The sequence below is a fragment of the Pseudonocardia wallangbongensis genome (genome assembly GCF_054486945.1).
In genome coordinates this window covers 148,043-170,470 of sequence record NZ_JBRERS010000002.1, presented here as the reverse complement: position 1 = coordinate 170,470, position 22,428 = coordinate 148,043, and the positions used below count along the sequence as shown (strand labels likewise).

Annotated in this window: 21 protein-coding genes and 1 pseudogene; 8 read left to right on the top strand and 14 right to left on the bottom strand. The window is 73.5% G+C overall.

The features are described from left to right. The first annotated feature begins 2 nt into the window (after nucleotides 1-2). Both ACU436_RS07170 and ACU436_RS07165 read left to right on the top strand, forming a co-directional pair. Entirely contained in the window at nucleotides 3-581 is a 579-nt protein-coding gene (locus tag ACU436_RS07170) for a Uma2 family endonuclease (protein WP_459022911.1), read from the top strand. Between the two features lie 56 nt (nucleotides 582-637). Continuing rightward, nucleotides 638-4,714, top strand: a complete 4,077-nt coding sequence (locus tag ACU436_RS07165; protein WP_459022909.1) for an nSTAND1 domain-containing NTPase — start codon at nucleotides 638-640, stop codon at nucleotides 4,712-4,714. Here the strand turns inward: ACU436_RS07165 and ACU436_RS07160 are convergent. From ACU436_RS07160 to ACU436_RS07145, 4 genes are all read right to left on the bottom strand, one after another. Next, nucleotides 4,707-6,029 (bottom strand): Nramp family divalent metal transporter, encoded by a 1,323-nt coding sequence (locus tag ACU436_RS07160; RefSeq protein WP_459022907.1) that lies wholly within the window; start codon nucleotides 6,027-6,029, stop codon nucleotides 4,707-4,709. The genes ACU436_RS07165 and ACU436_RS07160 overlap by 8 nt on opposite strands. Before the next feature lie 464 nt (nucleotides 6,030-6,493). Further along, nucleotides 6,494-7,438, bottom strand: coding sequence for a TAXI family TRAP transporter solute-binding subunit (locus ACU436_RS07155; RefSeq protein WP_459022906.1), 945 nt, complete (start codon nucleotides 7,436-7,438; stop codon nucleotides 6,494-6,496). Then, complete coding sequence (locus ACU436_RS07150) at nucleotides 7,435-8,814, bottom strand: sensor histidine kinase (RefSeq protein WP_459022904.1); 1,380 nt, start codon at nucleotides 8,812-8,814, stop codon at nucleotides 7,435-7,437. Before ACU436_RS07150 ends, ACU436_RS07155 begins: the two co-directional genes overlap by 4 nt. A 161-nt stretch (nucleotides 8,815-8,975) precedes the next feature. Next, nucleotides 8,976-9,635 carry a response regulator transcription factor gene (locus tag ACU436_RS07145; RefSeq protein WP_459022903.1) on the bottom strand — a complete coding sequence of 220 codons (660 nt, stop codon included), beginning with the start codon at nucleotides 9,633-9,635 and terminating at the stop codon, nucleotides 8,976-8,978. A 142-nt stretch (nucleotides 9,636-9,777) separates the two neighbouring features. On the opposite strand from ACU436_RS07145, the gene ACU436_RS07140 reads away from it, so the two are divergent. From ACU436_RS07140 to ACU436_RS07125, 4 genes are read left to right on the top strand one after another with little or no spacing between them, the layout of a single operon-like run. Continuing rightward, entirely contained in the window at nucleotides 9,778-10,218 is a 441-nt protein-coding gene (locus ACU436_RS07140) for an NfeD family protein (RefSeq protein ID WP_459022901.1), read from the top strand. Between the two features lie 2 nt (nucleotides 10,219-10,220). Beyond that, nucleotides 10,221-11,267, top strand: coding sequence for an SPFH domain-containing protein (locus tag ACU436_RS07135; protein WP_459022899.1), 1,047 nt, complete (start codon nucleotides 10,221-10,223; stop codon nucleotides 11,265-11,267). An 8-nt stretch (nucleotides 11,268-11,275) separates the two neighbouring features. Then, nucleotides 11,276-12,361, top strand: a complete 1,086-nt coding sequence (locus ACU436_RS07130; protein ID WP_459022898.1) for a YihY/virulence factor BrkB family protein — start codon at nucleotides 11,276-11,278, stop codon at nucleotides 12,359-12,361. After that, complete coding sequence (locus ACU436_RS07125; RefSeq protein ID WP_459022896.1) at nucleotides 12,252-12,638, top strand: PPOX class F420-dependent oxidoreductase; 387 nt, start codon at nucleotides 12,252-12,254, stop codon at nucleotides 12,636-12,638. The genes ACU436_RS07130 and ACU436_RS07125 overlap by 110 nt, the downstream gene beginning before the upstream one ends. 3 nt (nucleotides 12,639-12,641) lie before the next feature. Here ACU436_RS07125 and ACU436_RS07120 read toward each other — a convergent pair whose 3' ends face one another. From ACU436_RS07120 to ACU436_RS07090, 7 genes and pseudogenes are all read right to left on the bottom strand, one after another. Further along, the gene (locus tag ACU436_RS07120; protein ID WP_459022894.1) at nucleotides 12,642-14,033 is read right to left on the bottom strand and encodes an APC family permease; all 1,392 of its coding nucleotides are present in this window, start codon (nucleotides 14,031-14,033) and stop codon (nucleotides 12,642-12,644) included. 106 nt (nucleotides 14,034-14,139) lie between these two features. Further along, the gene (locus ACU436_RS07115; protein WP_459022893.1) at nucleotides 14,140-14,529 is read right to left on the bottom strand and encodes a hypothetical protein; all 390 of its coding nucleotides are present in this window, start codon (nucleotides 14,527-14,529) and stop codon (nucleotides 14,140-14,142) included. 118 nt (nucleotides 14,530-14,647) lie between these two features. Then, nucleotides 14,648-15,307, bottom strand: coding sequence for a response regulator (locus ACU436_RS07110; RefSeq protein WP_459022891.1), 660 nt, complete (start codon nucleotides 15,305-15,307; stop codon nucleotides 14,648-14,650). Next, nucleotides 15,304-16,398, bottom strand: coding sequence for a sensor histidine kinase (locus tag ACU436_RS07105; protein ID WP_459022889.1), 1,095 nt, complete (start codon nucleotides 16,396-16,398; stop codon nucleotides 15,304-15,306). The genes ACU436_RS07110 and ACU436_RS07105 overlap by 4 nt, the downstream gene beginning before the upstream one ends. A 38-nt stretch (nucleotides 16,399-16,436) precedes the next feature. After that, nucleotides 16,437-18,107, bottom strand: a complete 1,671-nt coding sequence (locus tag ACU436_RS07100; RefSeq protein ID WP_459022888.1) for a sulfatase-like hydrolase/transferase — start codon at nucleotides 18,105-18,107, stop codon at nucleotides 16,437-16,439. A gap of 100 nt (nucleotides 18,108-18,207) precedes the next feature. Next, the gene (locus tag ACU436_RS07095; protein ID WP_459024277.1) at nucleotides 18,208-18,612 is read right to left on the bottom strand and encodes a VOC family protein; all 405 of its coding nucleotides are present in this window, start codon (nucleotides 18,610-18,612) and stop codon (nucleotides 18,208-18,210) included. A gap of 51 nt (nucleotides 18,613-18,663) precedes the next feature. Further along, nucleotides 18,664-19,047 (bottom strand): annotated as a pseudogene (locus ACU436_RS07090) (NUDIX domain-containing protein); the annotation flags it as partial. A gap of 67 nt (nucleotides 19,048-19,114) precedes the next feature. Here ACU436_RS07090 and ACU436_RS07085 point away from each other — a divergent pair. Together ACU436_RS07085 and ACU436_RS07080 are read left to right on the top strand one after the other, a co-directional pair. Next, a complete protein-coding gene (locus ACU436_RS07085; RefSeq protein WP_459022886.1) occupies nucleotides 19,115-19,324 on the top strand; it encodes a hypothetical protein in 210 nt (69 codons plus the stop codon). 77 nt (nucleotides 19,325-19,401) lie between these two features. Then, complete coding sequence (locus ACU436_RS07080) at nucleotides 19,402-19,656, top strand: DUF3040 domain-containing protein (protein WP_459022884.1); 255 nt, start codon at nucleotides 19,402-19,404, stop codon at nucleotides 19,654-19,656. Here the strand turns inward: ACU436_RS07080 and ACU436_RS07075 are convergent. The 3 genes from ACU436_RS07075 to ACU436_RS07065 all read right to left on the bottom strand — a co-directional run bounded on the left by ACU436_RS07075 (nucleotide 19,619) and on the right by ACU436_RS07065 (nucleotide 22,382). Beyond that, the gene (locus ACU436_RS07075; protein WP_459022882.1) at nucleotides 19,619-21,109 is read right to left on the bottom strand and encodes a DHA2 family efflux MFS transporter permease subunit; all 1,491 of its coding nucleotides are present in this window, start codon (nucleotides 21,107-21,109) and stop codon (nucleotides 19,619-19,621) included. The two genes, ACU436_RS07080 and ACU436_RS07075, sit on opposite strands and share 38 nt — an antisense overlap. Next, the gene (locus ACU436_RS07070) at nucleotides 21,106-21,678 is read right to left on the bottom strand and encodes a PadR family transcriptional regulator (RefSeq protein WP_459022880.1); all 573 of its coding nucleotides are present in this window, start codon (nucleotides 21,676-21,678) and stop codon (nucleotides 21,106-21,108) included. The genes ACU436_RS07075 and ACU436_RS07070 overlap by 4 nt, the downstream gene beginning before the upstream one ends. Nucleotides 21,679-21,803: 125 nt before the next feature. Continuing rightward, nucleotides 21,804-22,382 carry a Uma2 family endonuclease gene (locus ACU436_RS07065; RefSeq protein WP_459022879.1) on the bottom strand — a complete coding sequence of 193 codons (579 nt, stop codon included), beginning with the start codon at nucleotides 22,380-22,382 and terminating at the stop codon, nucleotides 21,804-21,806. Nucleotides 22,383-22,428 lie beyond the last annotated feature (46 nt).

Here is a 22,428-nt window from a genome sequence, read left to right as displayed (position 1 = left end):
CCGTGACGATCCAGCCGGTCGCCCCGCGGCACCTGCTGACCGTGGCCGAGTACCTCGAGATCGGAGAGGTCGAGCTCGGCTACATCGAGCTGGTGGAAGGGCGGTTGTTGATGTCGCCGAGTCCGGCTCCGGACCACAACAGCGCGGCGTTGGAGCTGGCTGTCGTCCTACGCGCGGGGCTGCCCGCGGGCTTGCGCGTGATCCCCGGCATCGACGTCGATCTGCAATTGGCTCCACCGGAGGCGCCGGGCACGGTCCGGCGACCCGATCTGGCGGTGGTGCGCGAGGAAGGCGTGCAGCGGGTGCGCCGCGAGGGTGGCGTGCTCCGAGCGTCAGAGGTCGCGCTCGTCGTCGAAGTCGTGTCGCCGGGCTCCACTCGTACCGATTACGTGGCCAAGCGCAACGAGTACGCGGACGCGGGAATCCCGCACTACTGGATCGTCGACCTCACCGAGCCGGTCACCTTGCTCGCCTGCCACCCGGCCGGCGAGTTCGGCTACGCCGATGGCGGCACGGTGACGGGTCGCTTCGCGGCCACCGAACCGTTCCCGGTCGAGATCGACCTGGAGGCGCTCCGCTGAGCCCCCAGGCCCTACCCTGAGGGTTCGCGAGCCGGAGGGGGGCCGGGGGCGTGTCGATGCAGGTCGGTCGGGCGGCGGCCGCCGGGCTCGCCACCACCGCCTGCGTGCGGGTGCGCGACGCCGCCGGCGAGGTCGTGGGTTCGGGGTTCCTCGTCGGTACCGATCTCGTGGCCACCTGTGCCCACGTCGTGGCCGCCGCGCTGCGCACGGACGCGTACGACGCCGAGCCGCCTGCGGCTCTGCGCACGGACGCGTACGACGCCGAGCCGCCTGCGGCCACCGTCACGATCGACTTCCCGACCGTCCCCGGCGGTACGACGGTGCGGTCCGCCCGCGTGCACCGGTGGGTGCCGATCGCCGAGGACGGCACGGGGGACGTCGCGGTGCTGCGGCTCGCCGAGCCGGCCCCCGCAGGGGCCGTGATGCCGCCGCTCCGGCGCGTCGACCGGCTGTGGGACCACGCCTTCCACGTGTTCGGGTTCCCGGACGGCCGCTGGGACGGGGTGTGGTCCACCGGCCGGATCCGCGGCGGGCAGGGCACCGGCTGGTACCAGCTGCAGAGCGTCGCCGGCGACCAGCGCGTCGAGGGCGGGTTCAGCGGGGCACCGGTGTGGGACGCCGACACCGGAGCCGTGGTCGGGATGACCGTGGCCGCCGATCGCGACCCGGACGTCACCACCGCCTACCTCGTGCCCGTCGAGCAGGTGCTCGGCCTCGACCCGGAGCTGCTCCCGAGCCCGTACCGGGGGCTGGAGCCGTTCGACGAGGAGCACGCCGAGTACTTCTTCGGGCGGGCGCCGGAGATCGAGCGCCTGGTCGCCGCCGCCGGGGCCAACCCGATCGTCGTCGTGGCCGGGCCGTCCGGTTCGGGGAAGTCGTCGCTGGTCAAGGCGGGGCTGCTGCCCCGGCTGCGGCGGGAGGGCACCCCGGTGGCGCAGCTGCGGGTGCGACCGGGCGCGCCGGTGCTCGAGGACATGGCCGCGGCGCTGCGCGAGCAGGAGGCCGGGCTGGGGTGCGCGCTGCTGGTCGACCAGTTCGAGGAGCTCGCCGACGCCGATCCGGTCGCGGCCAGGGAGCTGCTGGCCGCGCTCGTCGCCGTCGCCACCGCCGAGGGCTCCCACGTGCGCGTCGTGCTGACGATGCGGGGCACGGCGATCGACGAGATCCTCACCCCCGACGCGGCCGACGCGCTGGGGGCCGGCAGCGTGTTCGTCGGCCCGCTCGACCGGGCCCGGTTGCGCGCCGCGGTCGTCGGGCCCGCCGAGCGGGCGCCCGGGCTCGACTTCGAGGACGGCCTCGTCGACCGCATCCTCGACGAGGCCGGCACCGAGCCGGGCCAGCTGCCGTTGGTCGAGTCGCTGCTCGCGCAGCTGTGGGAGCGCCGCGAGGGCGGGTCCCTGACGGTGCGCGGCTACGAGGCGGCGGGCGGGGTGGCGGGCGCGCTCGCCGCGCACGCCGAGCGGGTCGCCGCCGCCGTCCGCGGCCCCGACGGCGACGACGGGCCGCTGCGGGAGCTGTGCGTGCGCCTGGCCACCACGGCACGCGACGGCCGCGTGCTGCGCCGCCCGGTGCGGCTCGACGAGCTGCCTCCCGCGCTGCACCCGATGGTGGCGGTGTTGGCCGGGGCCCGGCTGGTGGTCGTCACCGGCGAGGCGGGCGGAGGCACCGTCGAGCTCGCCCACCAGTCGCTGATCGACCACTGGCCGCGGCTGCGCCGGTGGCTGGCGGCCGACCGGGAGTTCCTCGCCTGGCGCTCCGAGCTCGACGCCGCCCGCGAGCGGTGGGAGGAGAGCGGCCGCGACGACGGGGCGCTGCTGCGCGGGGCGGCGCTGGAGACGGCGGGCGAGTGGGTCGGGGAGCGCCCCACTGATCTCGGGGCCGGCCACGCCGACTACGTGCGGCGCAGCCGGACCCGCCAGCGCCGCGAGGTGCGCCGGTGGCGGGTGGTGGCCGCGGTGCTGGGCGTGCTGGTGCTGACGGCCGGCGCGCTCGCCGTGGTCGCGGTCCGGCGTGGCGACCAGGTCGCCGACCAGCTCGCCACCGCCAACGCGGACTCGCTCGCCCGGGAGGCGGGCGCCCGGCAGCGGACCGATCCGGTGCTGGCGGCGGAGCTCGCGCTGGCGGCCTGGCGCAGCGATCCGGGCGTCCCGGCGGCGCGCACCGCCCTCGCCGACGCCTACCTCGCCATGTCCGGCGCCGAGGCCGTCGTCCACACCGATCCCGGCGGGCGGTCCGCGAACTCCGCGCTCGTCGCCGACGGGCTGCTCGTCATCGGGAACGATGCGGGTGCGTCCCTGGTCACCGGGATCGACGGGCCCGCTCCGCAGCCGTGGGCGCCGGTCGACCCGGCGCAGGTGCAGTTCGTGTTCCTCGGCGCCGACGGTCCCCGGATCGCCCTGCTCACCACCGCCGGCGAGCTCGGCCTGTGGGACGTCGGCGCGTCCGCCCCGGCCGTCGAGCTGGCGGGCCCGTCCGGCTCGCCGCGGTCACCACGGCTCGCCGCGGACCGCGCGCGGCTGTCCTGGCTCGAGGGCCCCGAGTCCGGCCCGGCGCTGCGGGTCCACGACGTGCGGACCGGCCGGACCAGCACCTCGCCGATGCCGCTCCCCGCCGGAACGCTCGAGGTGGTGCTCACCGCCGATCCCGGCCTCGCGGTCGTCCGCGCCGGCGACGGCCTGACCGTCCGGTCCGTCAGCACCGGCGCGGTGGTGCGCACGCTGCCCGCTGACGCGACCCTCGGTGGTGGGGCGGCGTACGCGACGAGCTGTACCTCCGGGACCGCCGGGGACCTGGTGGTACAGGACGTCGTCACCGGCGCGGAGGCACGACGCATCGACCTCACCGGGTTCTGCTCGGACGCCCACTTCACCGCCGACGGCAGGTACGCGGTGGAGAGCGTGACGGCGGGCTCCCCCTCGGCCGCGGAGGGGAGCCGGATCGTCGACCTGACCTCCGGCGCGGCGTTCCGGTTCACCGCCCCCACCCTCGACTACAACGCGTGGGACCGCGGCCGGAAGCCGGTGAGCGCCCGGCCGAGCGCCGACGGCGGCCTCGACGTGTACGTGGCGCTCGGGCCGCGGCTGGTGCGGTTCCAGGCACTGCCCGAGCCCCCGGGCCTGACGGGCGGCGGGATCGGCCCGTACGTGTGGAACACCTCCGCCGGCCTGCTGATCGCGAACGAGATCCCCGACGCACCGGATGCCGGCACCCCCTTCGGCGCCAACGGCTTCGACTTCGCCCTCCACGACCCGCGCACCGGACGGCAGATCGCCGCGCGCGGGAACGTCCCGAACCACTCCTCGATGATCGAGGGCGACGTGATGTGGCTCTTCGGGCAGGACGACGCGGACTTCTGGCATTTCCAGCGGTACGACCTGGCGACCCTCACGCCGGCCCTGGAGCTCCCGCCGGTGCCGGTCGCGCCCGACCAGGACATCGGTTTCGCCACGTCGACCGACGGCGTCACGGACGTCGCGCTCGTCCACACCCCCGGCTCGCTCACGGCCTGGGACGCCCGGACCGGGTCGCGGCTGGGCGGGCCGGTCGACGTGGACGGCGACTTCGCCGGCATGACCTGGGCGCGGGAGGGACATCCCGGGCAGGCGGTCGTGGCGACCGCGGGCCACCTCGAGCTCTGGGACGTCCCCGCCGGGCGGCGACTCGGCAGCACCGCCCTCGTCGTGCAGAGCTCCCGCAGCGTCGTCGCGGACCGCGACACCCTCGTCGCGGTCACCCCCCAAGGCAACCTGGAGGTGCGCCGGCTCCCGGACATGGAGCCGGTCGGGCCCCCGATCTTCACGCCGGGCACGGGGGAGCTCATCGGCTTCGACCCCGAGGGGCGGTTGGTGGCCGTCACCAGCTTCACCGAGGGCCGGGAGATCGTCCTCTGGGACCTCGAGCGTCGCGCCGAGGCCGGACGGATCGAGCCGATGCGGGTGGTGGGCAGCACGATCGCGGACGGCTCGCTCTCCATCCAGGGCGGGAGCGGCAACCTCCCCGAGGTGATCCCCCTGCGGGCCGGGGACTGGCAGGCCCAGCTCTGCCGCCTGCTCCCCGGCGAGCCGAGCGCCGGGGCGCTCGCCCTCCTCCCGGCGGGCGCCGACCGCTCCTCGCCCTGCCCCGGTCCTAGCTGACCCGGTTCCAGATGTCGATCGCCAGCAGCACCACGAAGAGCGCCGACGCCAGCGCGAGCAGCACGTTCGACAGCCATCCCGACCGGCCGGCGGCGGCGACCCGCTTGGAGTTCAGCAACAGCATCAGAGTGACCCCGAGGAACGGCATGAACGCGGCCCCGAGCACGCCGTAGACCAGCGTCAACGCGAACGGCTTGTCGAAGAACAGCAGCGCCATCGGCGGGATCGTCAGCCAGATCAGGTATGCGCGGAAGGGGGTGCTGCGCTCGGCTTCCGTGGCCTCGTACCCCGTGTCGCTCGTCGTCTCATCGTGCTGGTGGCTGTGGCCTGCGCCGACCTCCGCCGCTGCGCCGTGCGGCATCCGGATCGTGCGCGTCCAGTCCGTGAACAGCAGGCTGACGCCGTTCCACACGCCGAGGAGCGAGGTGGTGGTCACCGCGAGGAAGCCGACGAGGAACAGGATGCGCGCCCAGTCCCCGTACCTGGTCCCGAGCTCCGTGCCCAGCACGAGAAGGCCCTTGTCGCTCTCGGTGAGGTCGCGGCCGAGCAGGAGTTCCGAGCCGATGATGAGCATGGCGATCACGAAGATCGCGGTCATGACGTAGCCGACGGCGTTGTCGAGCCGCATCATCGACAACCAGCCGGTGCCCTTCCAGCCCTTCGCGATCATCCAGTAGCCGTACGCGGCCATCGTGATCGTGCCGCCGACGCCACCGACCAGGCCGAGGACGTAGATCACCGAGCCCTCGGGCAGCCGGGGGACCAGTCCGTTGCTCAGCGCCATGAGGTCGGGCGCCACGAGGAAGGCCACGGAGACGACGGAGACGAACTTGATCAATACCAGGACGGTGATGAGCTTCTCGAAGATCTGGTAGCGCTGCAGCCACACCAGCACGAGACCGACGACGCCGGCGATCATCGCCCAGTACCGGACGTCGAGGCCGCCGAACAGGGCGTTCAGCGGGAGCCCGACCGCCGACATCGCGGTGGCGCCGTACACGAAGCCCCAGATCACGATGTAGACGCCGAAGAAGACGGTGGCCCAGCGGCCGAGCCGCCGCCAGCCGTCGAGCAGGGTGGAACCCGACGCGAGGTGCCAGCGCCCCACGCCCTCGGCGAGCGCCAGCTTGAGGACGGCGCCCAGCACGGCCGCCCACAGCAGCAGCGTCCCGAACCGGGCGCCCGCCACCATCGTCGCGACCAGGTCGCCCGCGCCGACGCCCGCGGCCGCGGCGAGCAACCCCGGCCCGACCTGCTTGACCTTCGCGCCGAATCCGACGGGTGGCCTCGCCGTCGTCGTTCCAGAGGTACTCATCCGATCCCGCTCCTCGTCGATGCCGGGGATTGCCGCCCGGTGACCGTAGGTCGGCCGGACGCGGGCAGCGCGCGATCTTTACAAGTCCTTAGGAGAGGAGCCGCTCCCAGGAGCGCCGCTGATCAAGCCGCTCCCGGTGGAACAGAGCGGCCGCCTTGATCGCCACGATCGTGACATGAGCCGCAGATGGAGGGTGTTGCCTAATCGGCCGCGGCGGTGTTCGGCGATCAAGGGGAAATGGTCGCTAGTCGATCTTCAACAGCGACCATCATCCCTTGATCGTCGCCCTGATCTGCCGTTATCGGGTGCACATCGTCGTTGCCGCAACCATGGACAACCGATACCGCTGATCACGGGCCGCCGCCCGGCGGCTGGATCTGGCAACAGCCTCGATGTGCGGTTCATGTCACGGATCCGCTGATCATGCCCCGGCCAGGACCGGCCGGCGGCCGGCAAGATGTTCGTCAGCCGTGCATGGCGCGGTACGCGGCCACCGCCCCCGGGTGCAGTGCGATCTCGCCGGTGCCGATGAGCGAGCGCTGGTCGAGGTACTGGGTGCCCAGCGCCGACTCGGGAACCAGGTCCGGCGCCGCGGCCACGAGCGTGCGCGCCACGGCGCCCGCCGTCGCGGGCGGCAGGGCGGGCGTGCAGACCAGCAGGTTCGCGACGCCGACGGTCGGGACCGGCGCGGCGGGTCCGTAGGCGTCGGCGGGCACGGTGACCGGGCCGTACACGCCGCCGTGCCGGGACCGCAGCTGCGGCAGGTGCTCGACGAGCGGCAGCAGCCGGACCGGGCGCCGGGCGGCGAGCTCGGCGAGTGCGGGCGTCGGCACCCCGCCCGACCAGAGGAGCGCGTCGGCCGAACCCGACTCGAGCGCGGCGACGGCGTCCCGGAGCGGGCGGTGCGTCACGTCGGCCGCGATCCCGGCCGCCGCGAGGAGCCGGTCCCCGAACACGGCCGCGCCGGAGCCGACGGCGCCGAGCGAGACCGGACGGCCGGCGAGGTCCGCGGTGCTCGTCGCGTGGTCCTCGGCCCGCACCACCAGCTGCATGTAGTTCTCGTAGACGCGGCCGATCGCCTGCAGCGGCACCGGCGCGCCGAACGGACCCTCCCCGACCCGGGCCGTGAGCGCGATGTCGGTGAGCGCGAGCCCGAGCGCGGCCGTGCCGTCGCGGAGCTGCTCGATGTTCTCGACGCTGCCCCCGGTGCTCACGACCGTGACGGGCAGGCCTGCCGCCCGGAGCGCGGTGCCGAGCAGCTCCCCGAACTCGACGTAGAACCCGCCCGGCTCACCGGCCGCCAGTGCGAGGGGAGGCGCCGCGCCGACCGTGCAGCCGGCGACCAGCGGCGTGGCGAGCAGCCCACGCAGCAGCGCGCGGCGGGACAGGGCCGTCGGGGCGTCGGTCATGAGGGCAGCTCGATCGTCACCACGAGTCCCTCGTCCGGCGGCGACGCGACGCGCAGGGCGCCGCCGCGGGCGGTGACCAGGCGCTCCGCGATCGGCAGGCCCAGCCCGGAGCCGCGCGCGGCGCTACCGGGCGCCCGCCAGTACCGCTGCGTCGCCCGCTCCAGCTGCTCGGCCGGCAGGCCGGGCCCGTCGTCGCGCACCTCGAGCAGCGCCCGCCCGTCGACGGAGCGGAGCGCGACCGAGACGGTGGCGCCGCGGCCCGCGTACTTGACGGCGTTGTCCAGCAGGACGTCGAGCACCTGCTCCACCTCCGAGGCGGTGCAAGCGGCCTCCACCGGTTCCGGGGCCGACGTCGCGCGCAGCCGGACACCGGCCTCCTGCGCGGCCGGGCGCCAGGCGTCGAGGCGCTCGGCGACGACGGCGGTGAGCTCGGCCCGGTCGTCCGGCTGGGCCCCGGCGGCCAGTGCGGTGGCCCGGCTCTCCGCGGACGCCAGGTCGAGCAGCCCGTCGAGCAGCGCTTCGAGGCGGTCCAGCTCCACCACGGTGGACCGGTAGGTCGGGTGTCCGGCCGTGGCGACGTGCGGGTCGAGGGTGTCGACGCGCAGTCGCAGCGCGGCGAGCGGGTTGCGGAGCTGGTGCGAGGTGTCGGCCACGAGCCTGCGCTGTTCCTCGGCGCTGGTCTCGACGGCGTCGGACATGCGGTTGAAGGCGGCGGCGAGCTCGCGGAGCTCGGTGGGGCCTGCCCGCGGGGACACGTGCGCCCCCGGATGCCCCGCCGCGACCTCCCCGACGCCCGCCGCGAGCTCCCGGATCGGGCGCAGCACCCACCGGGCCAGTAGCAGCGCGAGCGCCGCGAACGCGACGGCCGCCAGCAGGGCCCCCAGCAGGACGGTCGCCCACGCGATGGTGATGTCGGCGGCCGCGGCGGCCGGCTCGGCCCGCAGCACGACGGCGCCTCCCACCTCCGTGCCGGCGCCGATCGGGCGGGCGAGCAGGATCGGGTCGGTCGACCACGGCCGCAGCCCGACCGGCCGGGCCGCGGGCTGGTTCCGCAGCGCCGCGTCCACCGCGGCGACGACGGCCGGGTCGTCGGCGCGCAGCCCGGCCTCCACGATCGCCCGGCCCGAGCGGTCGACGACCGCGACTCCCTCGCCGTAGACGGCGTGGTGGGCCTGCACCTCCTGGGCGAGGGTGCCCGTCCCGGCCGGGCCGGTTGCCTGCTGGGCCAGCCCGGCGAACCGGTCGAGATCGCCCCCGCGGGTGAGGACGAACTCCTGGGTGCGGCGCGCGGCGGTGCTCTGCAGCAGCGGCACCGCGAACCCGGCCACGGCGGCCAACGCGAACGCCGACAGCACGATCAGCAGCCGCCGCCGCATCAGGCCGTGTCCCGTGGATCTTGGTCGATGGGATTCGCGTCCAGATCGTTCCCGGCAAGGCGGAGGTCCGAGCCGTTGTATGGGCATACCCGGTCGGGCCGACAACGCAGCCAGGGACGATCTGGGCGCGAATAGCGCGGCCAAGGTCCGCGGGACATGGCCTAGCGGCCCAGCCGGTAGCCGAAGCCGCGGATCGTCGACACGAGCCCGGGGCGGCCCAGCTTGCTCCGCAACGACGCCAGGTGGACGTCCAGCGAGCGGCTCACGGCGAGGTACGCGTCGCCCCAGACCTCGTCGAGCAGCTGCTGGCGGCTCACCGCCGCCCCCGGCCTGCGGGCGAGGGCGGCGAGGATGTCGAACTCCTTGGCGGTGAGCGCGACCTCCTCGCCCCCGACCGCGGCGCGGCGGGCGCCCATGTCCACCAGCAGGTCCTCGACCTCGACGACGTCGGTGGGGGTCGCCTCCGGGGGCCGGGTGCGCCGCGCCACGGCGTCGACCCGCGCCAGCAGCTCCCGCAGCCGTACCGGTTTCACGAGGTAGTCGTCGGCGCCGAGCCGCAGGCCGCGCACGATGTCCCGCTCGGCGTCCCGGGCGGTCAGCACCAGCACGGGGGTGCCGGTGATCCGGCGGAGCCTGCGCAGCACGTCCATGCCGTCGCCGTCGGGGAGGCCCAGGTCTAGCAGCACGAGTTCGGCGTCGCGCAGGGGCGGCCACACGTCCGCGGCCCGCGCCACCCGTTCGACGCGGTGACCGTGCGTCGCGAGCGCCTCCACCACGGCGCCCGCCACCCCGTCGTCGTCCTCGACCACCAGCACCCGCACCGGCAGAGCGTGCCACGGCCGCGGCACCCGATCTCTGCGCGGGGCCTCCACGCGTACCGACCGAGCGATCGGCCTTCTTCTCCCAGGTCCGGCGGCGCATACTGGGGTGGTCAGCCCCCCTTTTCGTGGGCGGGAGGGACCGATGCCCGTGGACATGTGGGTCGTCTGGTTGATCGCTGCGGTGGGCCTCATCGTGCTCGAGGTCTTCACGCTCACCGCGGCACTCGGCATCCTCGGCGGCGCCGCCCTGATCACCGCGCTCTCGGCGGCGCTCGGGTTGCCGCTGCCGCTGCAGCTCGTCGTGTTCTCCGGCGCGGCCGTGGCCGGGGTCGGATTGCTGGGCCCGGTCGCGCGGCGCCATCTGAAGGGCCCGCACGGTGGCGCACCGTTCGGGGTCGACGCGGTGGTCGGCAAGCCGGGGTACGTCCTGCAGGAGGTCAACGGCCGGGAGGGCCGGGTGCGCATCGGCGGCGAGGAGTGGACCGCGCGCGCGGTGGACGACACCGTCGTGATCCCGGCCGGCGCCACGGTCGGCGTCCTGCAGATCGACGGGGCCACCGCCGTCGTCTACCCCAGGGAGTGACCATGGACCTGGCCCTGATCATCGTCGGTCTGCTCATCGCGCTGGTCGCCGTCATCACCGTGATGCGGACCGTCCGGATCGTGCCGCAGGCCCGGGCCCGCAACGTCGAGCGGCTGGGCCGCTACCAGCGCACGCTGCAGCCCGGCCTCAACTTCGTGATCCCCTACATCGACCGCGTCTACCCGGTGATCGACCTGCGCGAGCAGGTCGTGTCGTTCCGGCCGCAGCCGGTGATCACCGAGGACAACCTGGTCGTCGAGATCGACACCGTCCTGTACTTCCAGGTCACCGACCCGCGCGCCGCGGCGTACGAGATCGCCAGCTACCTGCAGGCCGTCGAGCAACTGACCGTCACCACGCTGCGCAACGTGGTCGGCTCGATGGACCTGGAGGTCACGCTCACGTCGCGGGACCGGATCAACAGCCTCCTGCGCGGGGTGCTCGACGAGGCCACCGGCAAGTGGGGCCTGCGGGTCAACCGCGTGGAGATCAAGGCCATCGACCCGCCGAAGACCATCAAGGACGCGATGGAGAAGCAGATGCGCGCCGAGCGGGACAAGCGCGCCGCCATCCTCGCCGCCGAGGGCCAGCGGCAGTCGCAGATCCTCACCGCGCAGGGCGACAAGCAGGGCGCGATCCTGCGCGCCGAGGGGGACCGGGCGTCGGCGATCCTCAAGGCGGAGGGCCAGTCCCGGGCGATCGACGAGGTGTTCCAGGCGGTGCACCGCAACGACCCGGACCCGAAGCTGCTCGCCTACCAGTACCTGCAGGTGCTTCCGCAGCTCGCGCAGGGCGACGGCAACACGTTCTGGGTGATCCCCAGCGAGGTCACCTCCGCGCTGCAGGGCGTGTCGAAGGCCTTCTCCGAGGCCGTTCCGCCCTCGCCCGCCACCCGCGAGCGGACGTCGTCGGACGGGCTCGCGGCGCTCGCCGCGGAGGACGCGGCGCAGGCCGAGGAGGCAGCGGCCGAGGCCGTCGCCGACGCCGCCGTGCCCGACGGCATCCCGAACACCAACGGCGGGCAGCCGCGGCCCGCGCCGCCCGACTGAGCCCCGGCATGTCGCGGCGCGGCCCGGCCGCGCCGGGCGCGGTGCGGGCGCCGGGCCCGCTCCGGCGCGTGATCACCCGGTTGCTCCGCCGGGCGTGGGACGACGACGTGCTGAGCCAGTCCGCGTCGGCGGCGTTCTGGCAGACGCTCTCGTTGCCCCCGCTGCTGCTCGGGCTGTTCGGGTTGCTCGGGTACGCCGAGCGCTGGTTCGGTCCGGACACGGTGGTCGCCGTGCAGGAGTGGATCATCCGGCTCACCAGCGGGGTGTTCAGCCGCAACGCCGTGGACGAGATCATCGTCCCCACCGTGGCCGACGTCCTGACGACCGCGCGCGGCGAGGTCGTCTCGATCGGGTTCGTGCTGAGCTTCTGGTCCGGCTCCTCGGCGATGGCGACGTTCGTCGACGCGATCACCCGGGCCCACGACCAGTACCCGGTGCGAAGCTGGGTGTGGCAGCGCGCCCTCGCGATCCTGCTCTACCTGGCGGGCCTCGCCGTCGGCATCGTGCTGCTGCCGGTCGCGGCGCTCGGCCCCGACCGCCTGCTCCCGCTGCTGCCCGACGCGGTCGAGCCGGCGGCGCGGGCGGTGGTGAACGTCGTCTACCTCCCGGTCGTCGTCGTGGTACTGGTGCTGGCGCTCACCACGCTCTACAAGATCGCGTTGCCGTTCAAGCCGCCCTGGTACCGCGGCCTGCCCGGGGCGGTGCTGGCCGCGGTCGTGTTCCTGGTGGGTGTCACCGGCCTGCGGCTCTACCTCGACTGGGTCACGAGCACCGGCTACACGTACGGGGCGCTGGCCGCGCCGATCGCCTTCCTGCTCGGCATGTACTTCATCGCGCTCGCCGTGATCCTCGGTGCGTACCTCAACGCGGCGATCCAGGCGGTCCGGCCCGCTCGGCTGCGCCGGCGCGGCAGGCTGGCCACTGGTGTCACAGCTTCGGGGGTGGATCCGTCTCAGGGGGTGACCCGACCCGTGGAGGCCCCTGATGTCGATCACGCTCGCGCCCTTCGTGAGGCAACGGACGGTTGCGCTCACGACCTACCGGCGGAACGGCACCCCGGTCAGCACCGCGGTGAGCCTCGCCGTGCACGGTGAGCGCGCCGTGTTCCGGTCCTTCGTGAAGGCCGGCAAGACCCGCAGGTTGCGGCGCGACCCCGCGGTGGAGGTGGCCCCGTCGACGTTCCGCGGCCGCCCGACGGGGCCGGCGATACGCGGCACGGCCCGGCTGCTCGATGGCGCGGAGGCCCGGGATGCCGCCCGGCTGCTGCGCCGCAAACACCCCCTGTTGCACGGGCTGCTCGTCCCGCTGGCCCATCGGGTCGGCCGGAGCAGGACGGGCGGAACCGTCCACTTCGTGCTGACACCCGAATAGGGGTCACTTCTCCGGATCCATGGGGTGTGGGTGCTCCCGGCTGTCGTCCAGGTGCGTCGGATCGAACTCGACCTTCCCGACCACCAGGTGGTTGATCAACCAGAGCGCCACGCCGACCGCAAGCAGGATGCCCGCGATGATGAACTGGGACGTCGGGCGGCCGGACAGCGGCGTGGCGAGGAAGCCGCACAGGAACACGCCGACGACGGGTGCCCAGGTCGGGGCGCGGAAGTGCTTGTGCTCGACCTTGTGCTTGCGCAGCACCAGCACGGCGATGTTGACGATCGTGAACACGGCGAGCAGCAGGAGCGCGGTGGTGCCACCCAGCACGCTCAGGTCGACGGTCACCACCAGGACGTAGGCGATGACGCTGCTGAACACGATCGACACCCACGGGGTGCGGCGGGTGGGGTGCACGGTGGCGAACACGGTGGGCAGCACCCGCTCGTTGGCCATGCCGTAGAGCAGCCGGCTCGCCATCAGCATGTTGATCAGCGCCGAGTTGATCACAGCGAGCAGGCCGATCGCCGCGAACAGCTGGAGCGGGAAGCCGGGCGCGCTGACCTCCAGCACCGCGAGCAGCGCGCCGCTCCCCGCCTCGGCCAGGTCGCCCGCCGGCATCAGCATCGAGGAGACGATTGCGACGACCACGTAGATGCTGCCCGCGACGGCCATCCCGAGCAGCATCGCCTTCGGGAAGATCTTCACCGGGTCCTTGGTCTCCTCGGCCATGTTCACCGAGTCCTCGAACCCGACCATGGCGAAGAAGGCGAGCGACACCGCGGTGGTGATCGCCAGGAACGGCCCAGAGTCGGTGGTGTCGATCTCCACGAGCCGGCTGGCGTCGCCCTGCCCGCCGCCGATCGCCCAGAGCCCGGCGATGATGATGATCGCGAGGCCGCTCACCTCGATGCAGGTGAGCAGCACGTTCGCCTTGACCGACTCCCCGACGCCCCGGAAGTTGATGAGTGCGAGGCCCGCGACGAAGACCAGCGCGACGATCCAGAGCGGCAGCACCGCGAACTGCTTCAGGTAGGTGTCGCCGAACGCCTTGGCGGCCGACGCCGCGGACGTCACCCCGGAACACATCACCGTGAAGGTGACCATGAACGTCAGGAACTGGACGCCGAACGCGCGGTGCGTGTACAGCGCCGCCCCGCCCGCGCCCGGGAACTTGCCGACGAGCTCCAGATAGCTGAACGCGGTCAGGAACGCGACGACGAAGGCGCCGAGGAACGGTATCCAGAGGGCGCCGCCGATCTCGGCGGCCACGGAACCGGTCAGGGCGTAGATCCCCGTGCCGAGGATGTCGCCGACCACGAAGAACAGCAGGAGACCAGGGCCGATTGCCCGCTTGAGTTCGGGTTGGGCCTGGGCCGGGGCTGAGTCCACCATGGCGAATGAGTGTGACGGATACCACGCATGCGGTCGAGGATCTTGGTGATGATTTGATGTGGCGGACATTGCGAAGGCAGGGACACGGGCAACGCGCGTCGCACGGTCAGTGCCAGTAGTCGGAGCGCCGCCAGAGCATGACGCCCAGCATCAGCGGGAACATGATCACGTGGGCGGCGACCATCACGGTCATCGCGGAGATCGCGCCCAGCCAGTACGGCACGAGCAGCACGGCGAACGGCAGGAACATCGTCGCGCTCATCTCGGCGGTCCGGGGCCACGAGTGGCGCCGGATGCGCATCCACAGCGCCATGGCGATCGTCATGTCGATGGCCATCGACATCGCGTTCACGTCCGGCCGGGCCACCCACCCGGTGGGCCAGAGCGGGGCGAGCGCCACCATCCCGACGACCATGGCGACGACCATCTCGACGTAGTGGGCGGCGAAGCGGACCAGCTTGCGGGAGTTGGTCCGGGCGGTGTGCGTCGTTGTCATGCCGGGAAGGGTCGTCGCGATCGGCGTCCCTGCCAGGTGCCGGAAGTCATGTGCGGGGGTCATGACTCCGGCGTGACCGAGTGACCCGTCCGCGCCGCCGGGGTTCCGCCCGACAGCCCTACAGCAGCCCGAGGCCGCGAGCGCGCAGCGCCGCCTGGGTGCGGTCGCGGGCGCCGAGCTTCGCCAGCACGTTCGTCACGTGGTTCTTCACGGTGCCCTCGGCGAGGAACAGCTCCGCGGCGATCTCCCGGTTGCTGCGGCCGTCGGCCAGCAGGCGGAGCACCCCGAGCTCGCGTTCCGACAGCGGCACGACGAGGGGTTGTGGCGCGCGCTCCTGCGGTGCGTCGTCGGGCAGCTGGGCGAACCGGGCCACCACCTTCGCCGCCACCGACGGCTGCAGCACCGACTCGCCGCGGGCGGCCGCGTGCACGGCCTCGACCAGCCGCGCCGAGGACACGTCCTTGAGCAGGTAGCCGACCGCGCCCGCGCGCAGGGCCGCGAACACGTCCTCGTCGTCGTCGAACGTGGTGAGCGCGATGACCCGGACGCCCGGCTGCTCGACGCGCAGCCTGCGGGTGGCGCCGATGCCGTCCAGCACGGGCATGCGCAGGTCCATGAGCACGACGTCGGGCGCCAGCTCCGCGGCCTTGCGCAGCGCCTCGTCGCCGTCGCCCGCCTCGCCGACCACCTCGACCCCCTCGTGCACGGCGAGCAGCGTGGCCAGCGCCTCCCGGAAGAGGGCCTGGTCGTCCACGAGCAGGACCCGGACAGCCGTCACCCCGGCACCTCCATCGTCAGCGTGCAGCCCGCACCGGGCACCGACTCGACGTGCAGCTGCCCACCGAGCCGCGCGGCCCGTTCCCGCAGCCCCACCAGGCCGAAGCCCGCTGCCCGGCCGTCGCCGGTGCCCACGCCGTCGTCGCGGACCGCCACGCGGACGGCGGTCTCGCCGTAGTCCAGCAGCAGGTCGGCGCGGTTGGCCCGGGCGTGCTTGCGGACGTTCGTGAGCCCCTCCTGGGCGGCCCGGTACAGCGCCTCCCGGGTGTCGTCCGGCAGCGGCCGCTCGGTGCCGGACACGTCGAGCCGGGTGGGTACGCCCGCGGCGGACGCCTCCTCGGCGAGCAGGCTCAGCGCTTCGGGGAGCGGCCCGGTCGAGCGCGGCTCGCGCAGCGCGTACACCGACCTGCGCACCGCACCGAGCGCCTCCTCCGATTGGTGCTGCGCCTTCGCGAGCACGTCGTCGGCCTTCCCCGGATCGGCGGGAAGTACCGCCCGGGCCGCCTTGACCTGCATCTGCACGACGGTGAGCGAGTGGCCGAGCCCGTCGTGGATGTCGCGGGCCACCCGGTTGCGCTCCTGGGCGGTGGCGAGGCGTTCGGCCTGTGCGGCGTAGTCGCGCAGCTGCTCGTGCGCCGCGGCCAGGTCGCGGCGCAGCTGCTGCTCGCGCTGCAGCAGCTCGGTGATGACCGCGGCGAACACCACCGAGGCGAACAGGCCGACGCCCTCGCGCAACGCCGCCTGCCACGAGTCCATCGGCGCGTGCACGAACGGGATGAGCAGGACCACCACGACGGTGGCGGGGCGTGGGAGCAGCAGCACGCACTGGCTCACCAGGACCACGAGGAAGAGCGTCGTGGCGACGCCCGGCTGCAACGCGAACGTCGCGAAGGCCAGCGCGAGCTGGACCGCGACGTAGGCCACCGACCAGGCCGGCCGGCCGCGCCTGCGCACCCACCGGAAGCCGGCCGTGCCCAGCAGCGCGTACACGGCGCCGAGCGGCACCACCACCAGGGGCCGGCCCGACCCGACGGCCCCGATCAGCAGCGTGAGGAACGCACCGCCCGTCAGCACCGCGAGCGCCCGGTTCACGCTGCCACCCTAAGGGCCATGACCTCCTCGTGGAGGTGCTAGTGCGCCGCCGGGTCCCGGGGGCCGAAGGTGGTGAGGAACCGGTCCCGGAAGTCCTCCATCGGCCAGACCGGGGCCTGCGGCCCGGGCCGCAGGCCGTCCTCCCAGCCCCATCCCGCGATCCGGTCGAGCACGCCTTGATCCCGTGTGATGATCGAGACGGGGACGTCGCGGCCCGCGTCCGGGCCGATGATCATCGGGGCTGCCTGGTGGTCGCCTAGCACGATGAGCACCAGGTCGTCGTCGCCCGACGTCTGGACCCACGAGGTGAGCGTCCCCAGGGAGTAGGCGATCGAGCGGCTGTACGCGGAGTGCACGGCGTCGGGGCCCTTGGCCCATACGGCTTCGCGAGGCTCGCCGGTCGCGAACTTCCCGTAGACCGAGCCGTCGCCGACCTGGTCCCAGCCGATCACCGGCGGGATGAGCGGCCACGGCATGTGGCTCGAGGCGAGCGCGATCTCGGTGAACAGCGGTGGACGGTCGGGCTGTGCGTGCTCCGCGCCCTCGAACGCCGACATCGTGTACTGGTCGGGCACGCTCGCCCAGCCGAGGTCGGGCCCGCGGTAGCCGAGGGCCGGGAAGTCGTAGACGCGCTGGTAGCCGTAGAACCGCGCCTCCGGCCACTCGCCGGTGGTACCCGGCATGACGGCGGCGGTCCGCCAGCCCGCGGCGGCGAACGCGCTCGGGAGCGTGAGCCGGTCGCTCGCCATCAGCGCGTCGTGGCGGGCCTGGTTGGCGACGCGCATCCCGGACAGCATCGTGGCGTGTGCGAGCCAGCTGCTGCCGCCCGCCACCGGTGAGGTGAGGAACCCGCTGCGGGCCGAGAACCCGGCGGAGGCCAGCTGAGCGTCCCCCGCGTCGAGCGCGGTCGTGACCGGCCCCGCGAGCTCGGGCTGCTCGAGCGCGCTGCGCCCGTAGCTCTCGACGAACGCCAGCACGACGTCCTTGCCGCGCAGCGCGGTGAGCAGCTGGTCGCCCGGCACGTCGCGGAACGGGTCGGTGGTGAGCGCTGCCGTGAACGCCTGCTGGTCGAGCAGGCTCGTCGGCACCTGCACCGCCCGCTGCCCGGCGGCGATCGCGGCAGCCGCCGAGGCCACCGGCACCCCCGGGACGAGCTGCGCACCCAGCACCGCGCACGCCACCCAGGCGGGCGTGAGCACGGCGAGGGCGCGGGTCGCGGGTCGCGGGTGGCGGACGGTGACGCCGGCCAGCCGTACGACCGACAGCGTCACGAGGACCAGCACCGCGACCGTCACGACGATGGCCGCGACGACCGCGGCGACCTGTCCGGCCAGGCCGGTGGACGAGCCGAGGAAGCCGAGGCCGTCGTCGAGCAGCGCCCAGTCGAGCACCGGGTCGAACGGGCGGGCGAGCACGGCGGAGAAGCCGACATCGAGGATCTTCAGGACGGTGAGCAGGGCCAGCACGGCACCGCCGGCCACCGCCACCGGCCGGCGGGCCCGGTCGGGGAGCGCGAGCAGCACGGCGACGGCGCCGAGCACCTCCACGGGCAACCGCAGGAAGGCGGCCGGGGCGAGGTCGGTGATCGTGTCCGGCGCGACGAGGGCGGCGAGCACGAGCAGGGCGGCGAGCACCGTGACCAGCCGCGCCGCGAACGGGCGCCATCGGGCGGGTTCCGTCTCGGCTCCCGCCCGCCGTCGCAGGATCATCTTCGCGCGCACCTCCGGGTCCCGCGGACCCCGCCGGCCCGCCACAGGGGGACACGCGGCCCCCCGGCGAGAAGTTCACCACCAGGGCCGGGGACAGCGGTCACCGGCCGATGTTCACCATCCAGCGGACGCCGAACCGGTCGACGCACATCCCGAACTCGTCGCCCCACATCTGCTTCTCGAGCGGGACGGTCACGGTGCCGCCGTCGGCGAGCTTCGCCCAGTAGCCGCGCAGCTCGTCGGCGTCGTCGCCGCTGAGGCTCAGCGAGACGTCGTTGCCGGGGTCGAGGTCCATCCCCGGCGGGTTGTCGGCGCCCATGAGCGTGTAGCCGGCCGGCGTCTCCAGCATCCCGTGCATGATCTTGCCGGCCTCCGGCGCGTCCGGGGAGCCGTACTCGCCGTAGGTGCTGAGCGTGGGGGTGCCGCCGAAGACGTCGGCGTAGAACTCCATGGCGGCCCGCGCGTCGCCGGCGAAGTTCAGGTAGGGGTTGAGACGGGAAGGCATCGCGACCTCCTGTGCCGTGGGGCGAGCATCGCCCGGTGCGGCCAGTGTCTCGCGGAAGTGCCGTCCCAGGTCCAGTCCTGCCGCACGGTCCGGTGACACCCACGCGAACTCGACGTGCTCGCGCGGGTCGAGCCGGACCGCGTTGGGCCCGAGCACCTCGGCCTCGAACACCCGGGCGTGGATCCGGAGGTCGCGGCCCGCGACGTCCGGCCAGTCGTGCCGGCTGCGCTCGCGGGTGAGCCGCACGGCCAGCCCCGTCTCCTCGTGCACCTCGCGGACGGCGGCGGCCTCCGCGGTCTCGCCGCGTTCGACCGTGCCGCCCGGCAGCTCCCACCTCCCTCCGAGGAACGTGCCGGGCGTGCGGCGCAGGAACAGGACGGCGCCCCCGCGCTCGATCCAGCAGTACCCGAGGTGCTTCTCGGCGATCTCCCCCACGAACTGCTAACGGAGATCACCCGCCGCCCGATACTGCTAGCGCAACGGGGGTTGCACGGGGGGAAGCATGACGATCGCGTCGCGACAACCGGACGGGCGTGCGCAGGGCACGCCGTCGCGGCTGGAGCAGCTGTGGACCTGGCTCACCCGCTGCGACGCGGAGGGCTGCCGGGAACGCCCGGTGCAGCTGGGCTGGTGCGCCCGCCACGCGCCCGCCTACGACCCCGAACCCGACGAGTACTGGGGCGGCCCGGAATCCGGCCGGCGCGCCGTTTGAGCGCTCCGCCAGCGGGAACTCGCAGGTCACCCCAGCCGGAGACGCGTGCGCGGGGTTCCTGCGGGGGAGACGATGCGATGCTCAGCCAGAACGACCGGCGCCGGCTCGAGGAGATCGAACGCCGGCTGCGGGAGGAGGACCCCGAGTTCGCCCGCCGCCTCAGCCGGTGGCGGCCGCGGGGCGGGGGCTCGTCGGGACTGTGGCCCGTTCTCGTGCTCGTGGTCGGCCTGCTCGGGATGCTGCTCTCGGTGATCGTGGTGCTGCCGGCGGTCCTCGTGCTCGCCATGGCCATGACTATCGCCGCAGGGGTGTGGCTGCACCGGCGCTCCTAGGGTCGGCCCGGCGCAGGTGGGTGGGCCTGGCGAAGAACAGCACCGCGACCAGCCCGATCAGCAGGACGCCCGCGGGCAGCAGCAATGACTGCGCCATGGCCGCGGCGAAGGCCCCGTGCTGTGCCGCCGGCAGTTCCCCGACGGCGGCCTCGGCCTCCCCGGACGCCCCCGGCAGGAGCGCCGCGAGCCGCGCCTCCATGATCGCCGCGATGCCCGCGCTACCCAGCACGGCGCCGACCTGCCGGGTGGTGTTGTAGACCCCGGAACCGGCACCGGCGTGCGCCATCGGCAGGTTGCGGGTGGCCGTGCTCCCGATCGGTGCCCAGACGAACGCGTACGCGGCGCCCAGCAGGGCGAGCGGCAGCATCAGCTGCCAGATCGGCGCGCCCGGCACCATCACCGCCGCGAGCCACCCGAGCGCGACCGCGACGCCGAGGAGCCCCGCGCCGGCGGTGTGGCGCGGGTGGTGGCGGTCGGCCAGCCGTCCGACGAGCGGCGCCAGCACCCCGGACAGCACGGCCATCGGGGCGAGGAGCAGCGCCGCCTCGGTGGGGGTGAGGCCCCGCACGGCCTGCGCGTACAGCATGATCGGGAACGCCTGCGACGTGACCGTGAACCCGACCGTGGTGATCGCGATGTTGGCCAGGCTGAAGTTGCGGTCCCGGAAGAGCGTGAGCGACATCAGCGGCTCGCCCCGGTTGCGGACCTGCCAGAACACGAACGCGGCGAGCACGACGAGCCCGGTGACGATCAGCGCCCACACCGGGATCGGCCCGACGATCGGGCCCCAGCCGAAGGTCTGCCCCTCCTGGATGCCGAACACCAGCAGGAACAGCCCGACGCCGCTCAGCAGCACACCGAGCAGGTCGAACCGGTGGACGTGGGTGGGCAGGTCCGGCACGAGCCGCATCGCGAGGACGAGTGCGACCACCCCGACCGGCACGTTCACGAAGAAGATCCACTCCCAGCCGAGGCCGTCGACCAGCAGCCCGCCGAGGATCGGGCCGACGAGGGTGGCGACGCCGGCGACCGCGCCCCACAGGCTCATCGCGCGGCCGCGCTGGTCGGGTGGGAACGTGCGGGTGATGACGGTCATCGTCTGCGGGTTCATCATCGACGCGCCGAGGCCCTGGACGATCCGCGCGATGATCAGCTGCTCGACGGTCGTCGTGAGCCCGCACCAGAGCGACGCCAACGTGAAGATCACGAGCCCGACGCTGTAGACCTGCTTGGGGCCGAAGCGGTCACCCAGCCGGCCGGTGACGAGCAACGGCACCGCGTACGCGAGCAGGTAGGCGCTGGTGACCCACACGACCGAGGCGACGTCGGCGCCGAGATCCTCCATGATGGCGGGCGTGGCCACCGACACGATCGTGGCGTCCACCAGGATCATGAAGAACCCGACGACCAGCGCCCACAGCGCGTGCCACGGGTTGGCGGGCGTGCCGGTCACAACGCGTCCTCGTTCGGCCACCGCAGCTCCTTGCGTTCGAGCCGACCGACGAGGTCGGTGAGCCAGCTCAGCTCCGTGGCGAGCTGCTCCTGGAGGTAGTGCGCGGCGAGCAGGTAGGCCTCCTCGACCTTCCTGTCCGCGGCGGCGCGCAGCACCGCGGCACCCTCGGCGAGGTCGCCCTCGACCCGCCTGGCGCGTTCCCGCAGCAGCTCGACCACCTCGTGGCGGGGGAGGTTGTGCGCCTCGCCGAGGGCGACGGGGAACTGCGGGTACTCGTTCAGGGGTGTGGCCAGCAGCGTCCGGATCCGCTCTTCGAGGGCGGCCCGGCCGGCGTCGGTGATCCGGTACGTCGTGCGCTCCGGGCGGCCGCCGTCGCGTTCGGTGCCGGTGGCCTCCACCAGCTCGATCTCGGCCATCCGGTCCACCGTGTGGTACAGCGAACCGGGCCGGACCTTCACGCGCCGGTCCTCGTGCCGCTCCAGCAGCAGCCGGTACATCTCGTACGGGTGCATGGGGCGTTCGACGAGGAGGGCCAGGACGGAGATGCCCAGCGGGGTCACCGTCGTCATCGCCGAGCCCTCCCATCACTCCACGCCGATTACTCCGCGCCGAATATTAAGGGCAACGTGCGGCGCGGTCGAGCCGATTCGATGTGATGTGAGAGTCGCCTCGCGCGGCAGCGGCGGGACCGGGCTCAGCCGAGCCGGTCGAGATCCAGCCGCACCGGGAAGGGCTCGTCGGCGGCGAAGATCCCGCTGACGGGCGCCGCGTCGACATAGCCGAACTCACCCGCCTCGTGGCATGCGATGAGTGCCGGGCGATCGTCGATGTCGACGATCCAGTAATGCGGGATGCCGGCGTCTGCGTACTCGTCGTGCTTGATCGTCCGGTCTGTGCGTTGCGAGCCGTCGGACACGATCTCGACGGCCAGCACGACCTCCTTCGCGCGGAGGAGGCCGCCGCCGCGGCGGCTCCGCTCGAAGCCGGACCGGGTGACCACCACGAGATCCGGGATGCGAACGGATCCGGGCCTCGCGGGGGGAACGAGCTCGAGATCGACATCGACCGTGGGCAGGAGGCGGAAGTCGTCCGGGATCTGCGGGTCGAGCTGTACCTGGAGCCGGTGCTGGCAGAACTGGTGCGCTGGCACCGGGCTCGGCGACATCACGAGATTCCCTTCCTGGAGCTCGTAGCGCCCATCGGTTGCCTCTGGCAGCGCGGCGAACTCGGCGACCGTCAGCAGCTTCGGCCGCTGGAAGGGGAGTGCCGTCATGCGGTCAGTGTGGCACGCAGCACCGACGGTTCGGCCCGGAACGCGC

What these genes read in the sequence shown, in the direction of transcription:
- ACU436_RS07165 (WP_459022909.1), top strand. Translation starts at nt 638, where the DNA reads ATGCAGGTCGGTCGGGCGGCGGCCGCCGGGCTCGCCACCACCGCCTGC.
- ACU436_RS07160 (WP_459022907.1), bottom strand. Translation starts at nt 6,029, where the DNA reads ATGAGTACCTCTGGAACGACGACGGCGAGGCCACCCGTCGGATTCGGC.
- ACU436_RS07155 (WP_459022906.1), bottom strand. Translation starts at nt 7,438, where the DNA reads ATGACCGACGCCCCGACGGCCCTGTCCCGCCGCGCGCTGCTGCGTGGG.
- ACU436_RS07150 (WP_459022904.1), bottom strand. Translation starts at nt 8,814, where the DNA reads ATGCGGCGGCGGCTGCTGATCGTGCTGTCGGCGTTCGCGTTGGCCGCC.
- ACU436_RS07140 (WP_459022901.1), top strand. Translation starts at nt 9,778, where the DNA reads ATGCCCGTGGACATGTGGGTCGTCTGGTTGATCGCTGCGGTGGGCCTC.
- ACU436_RS07135 (WP_459022899.1), top strand. Translation starts at nt 10,221, where the DNA reads ATGGACCTGGCCCTGATCATCGTCGGTCTGCTCATCGCGCTGGTCGCC.
- ACU436_RS07130 (WP_459022898.1), top strand. Translation starts at nt 11,276, where the DNA reads ATGTCGCGGCGCGGCCCGGCCGCGCCGGGCGCGGTGCGGGCGCCGGGC.
- ACU436_RS07125 (WP_459022896.1), top strand. Translation starts at nt 12,252, where the DNA reads ATGTCGATCACGCTCGCGCCCTTCGTGAGGCAACGGACGGTTGCGCTC.
- ACU436_RS07120 (WP_459022894.1), bottom strand. Translation starts at nt 14,033, where the DNA reads ATGGTGGACTCAGCCCCGGCCCAGGCCCAACCCGAACTCAAGCGGGCA.
- ACU436_RS07115 (WP_459022893.1), bottom strand. Translation starts at nt 14,529, where the DNA reads ATGACAACGACGCACACCGCCCGGACCAACTCCCGCAAGCTGGTCCGC.
- ACU436_RS07100 (WP_459022888.1), bottom strand. Translation starts at nt 18,107, where the DNA reads ATGATCCTGCGACGGCGGGCGGGAGCCGAGACGGAACCCGCCCGATGG.
- ACU436_RS07095 (WP_459024277.1), bottom strand. Translation starts at nt 18,612, where the DNA reads ATGCCTTCCCGTCTCAACCCCTACCTGAACTTCGCCGGCGACGCGCGG.
- ACU436_RS07085 (WP_459022886.1), top strand. Translation starts at nt 19,115, where the DNA reads ATGACGATCGCGTCGCGACAACCGGACGGGCGTGCGCAGGGCACGCCG.
- ACU436_RS07080 (WP_459022884.1), top strand. Translation starts at nt 19,402, where the DNA reads ATGCTCAGCCAGAACGACCGGCGCCGGCTCGAGGAGATCGAACGCCGG.
- ACU436_RS07070 (WP_459022880.1), bottom strand. Translation starts at nt 21,678, where the DNA reads ATGACGACGGTGACCCCGCTGGGCATCTCCGTCCTGGCCCTCCTCGTC.
- ACU436_RS07065 (WP_459022879.1), bottom strand. Translation starts at nt 22,382, where the DNA reads ATGACGGCACTCCCCTTCCAGCGGCCGAAGCTGCTGACGGTCGCCGAG.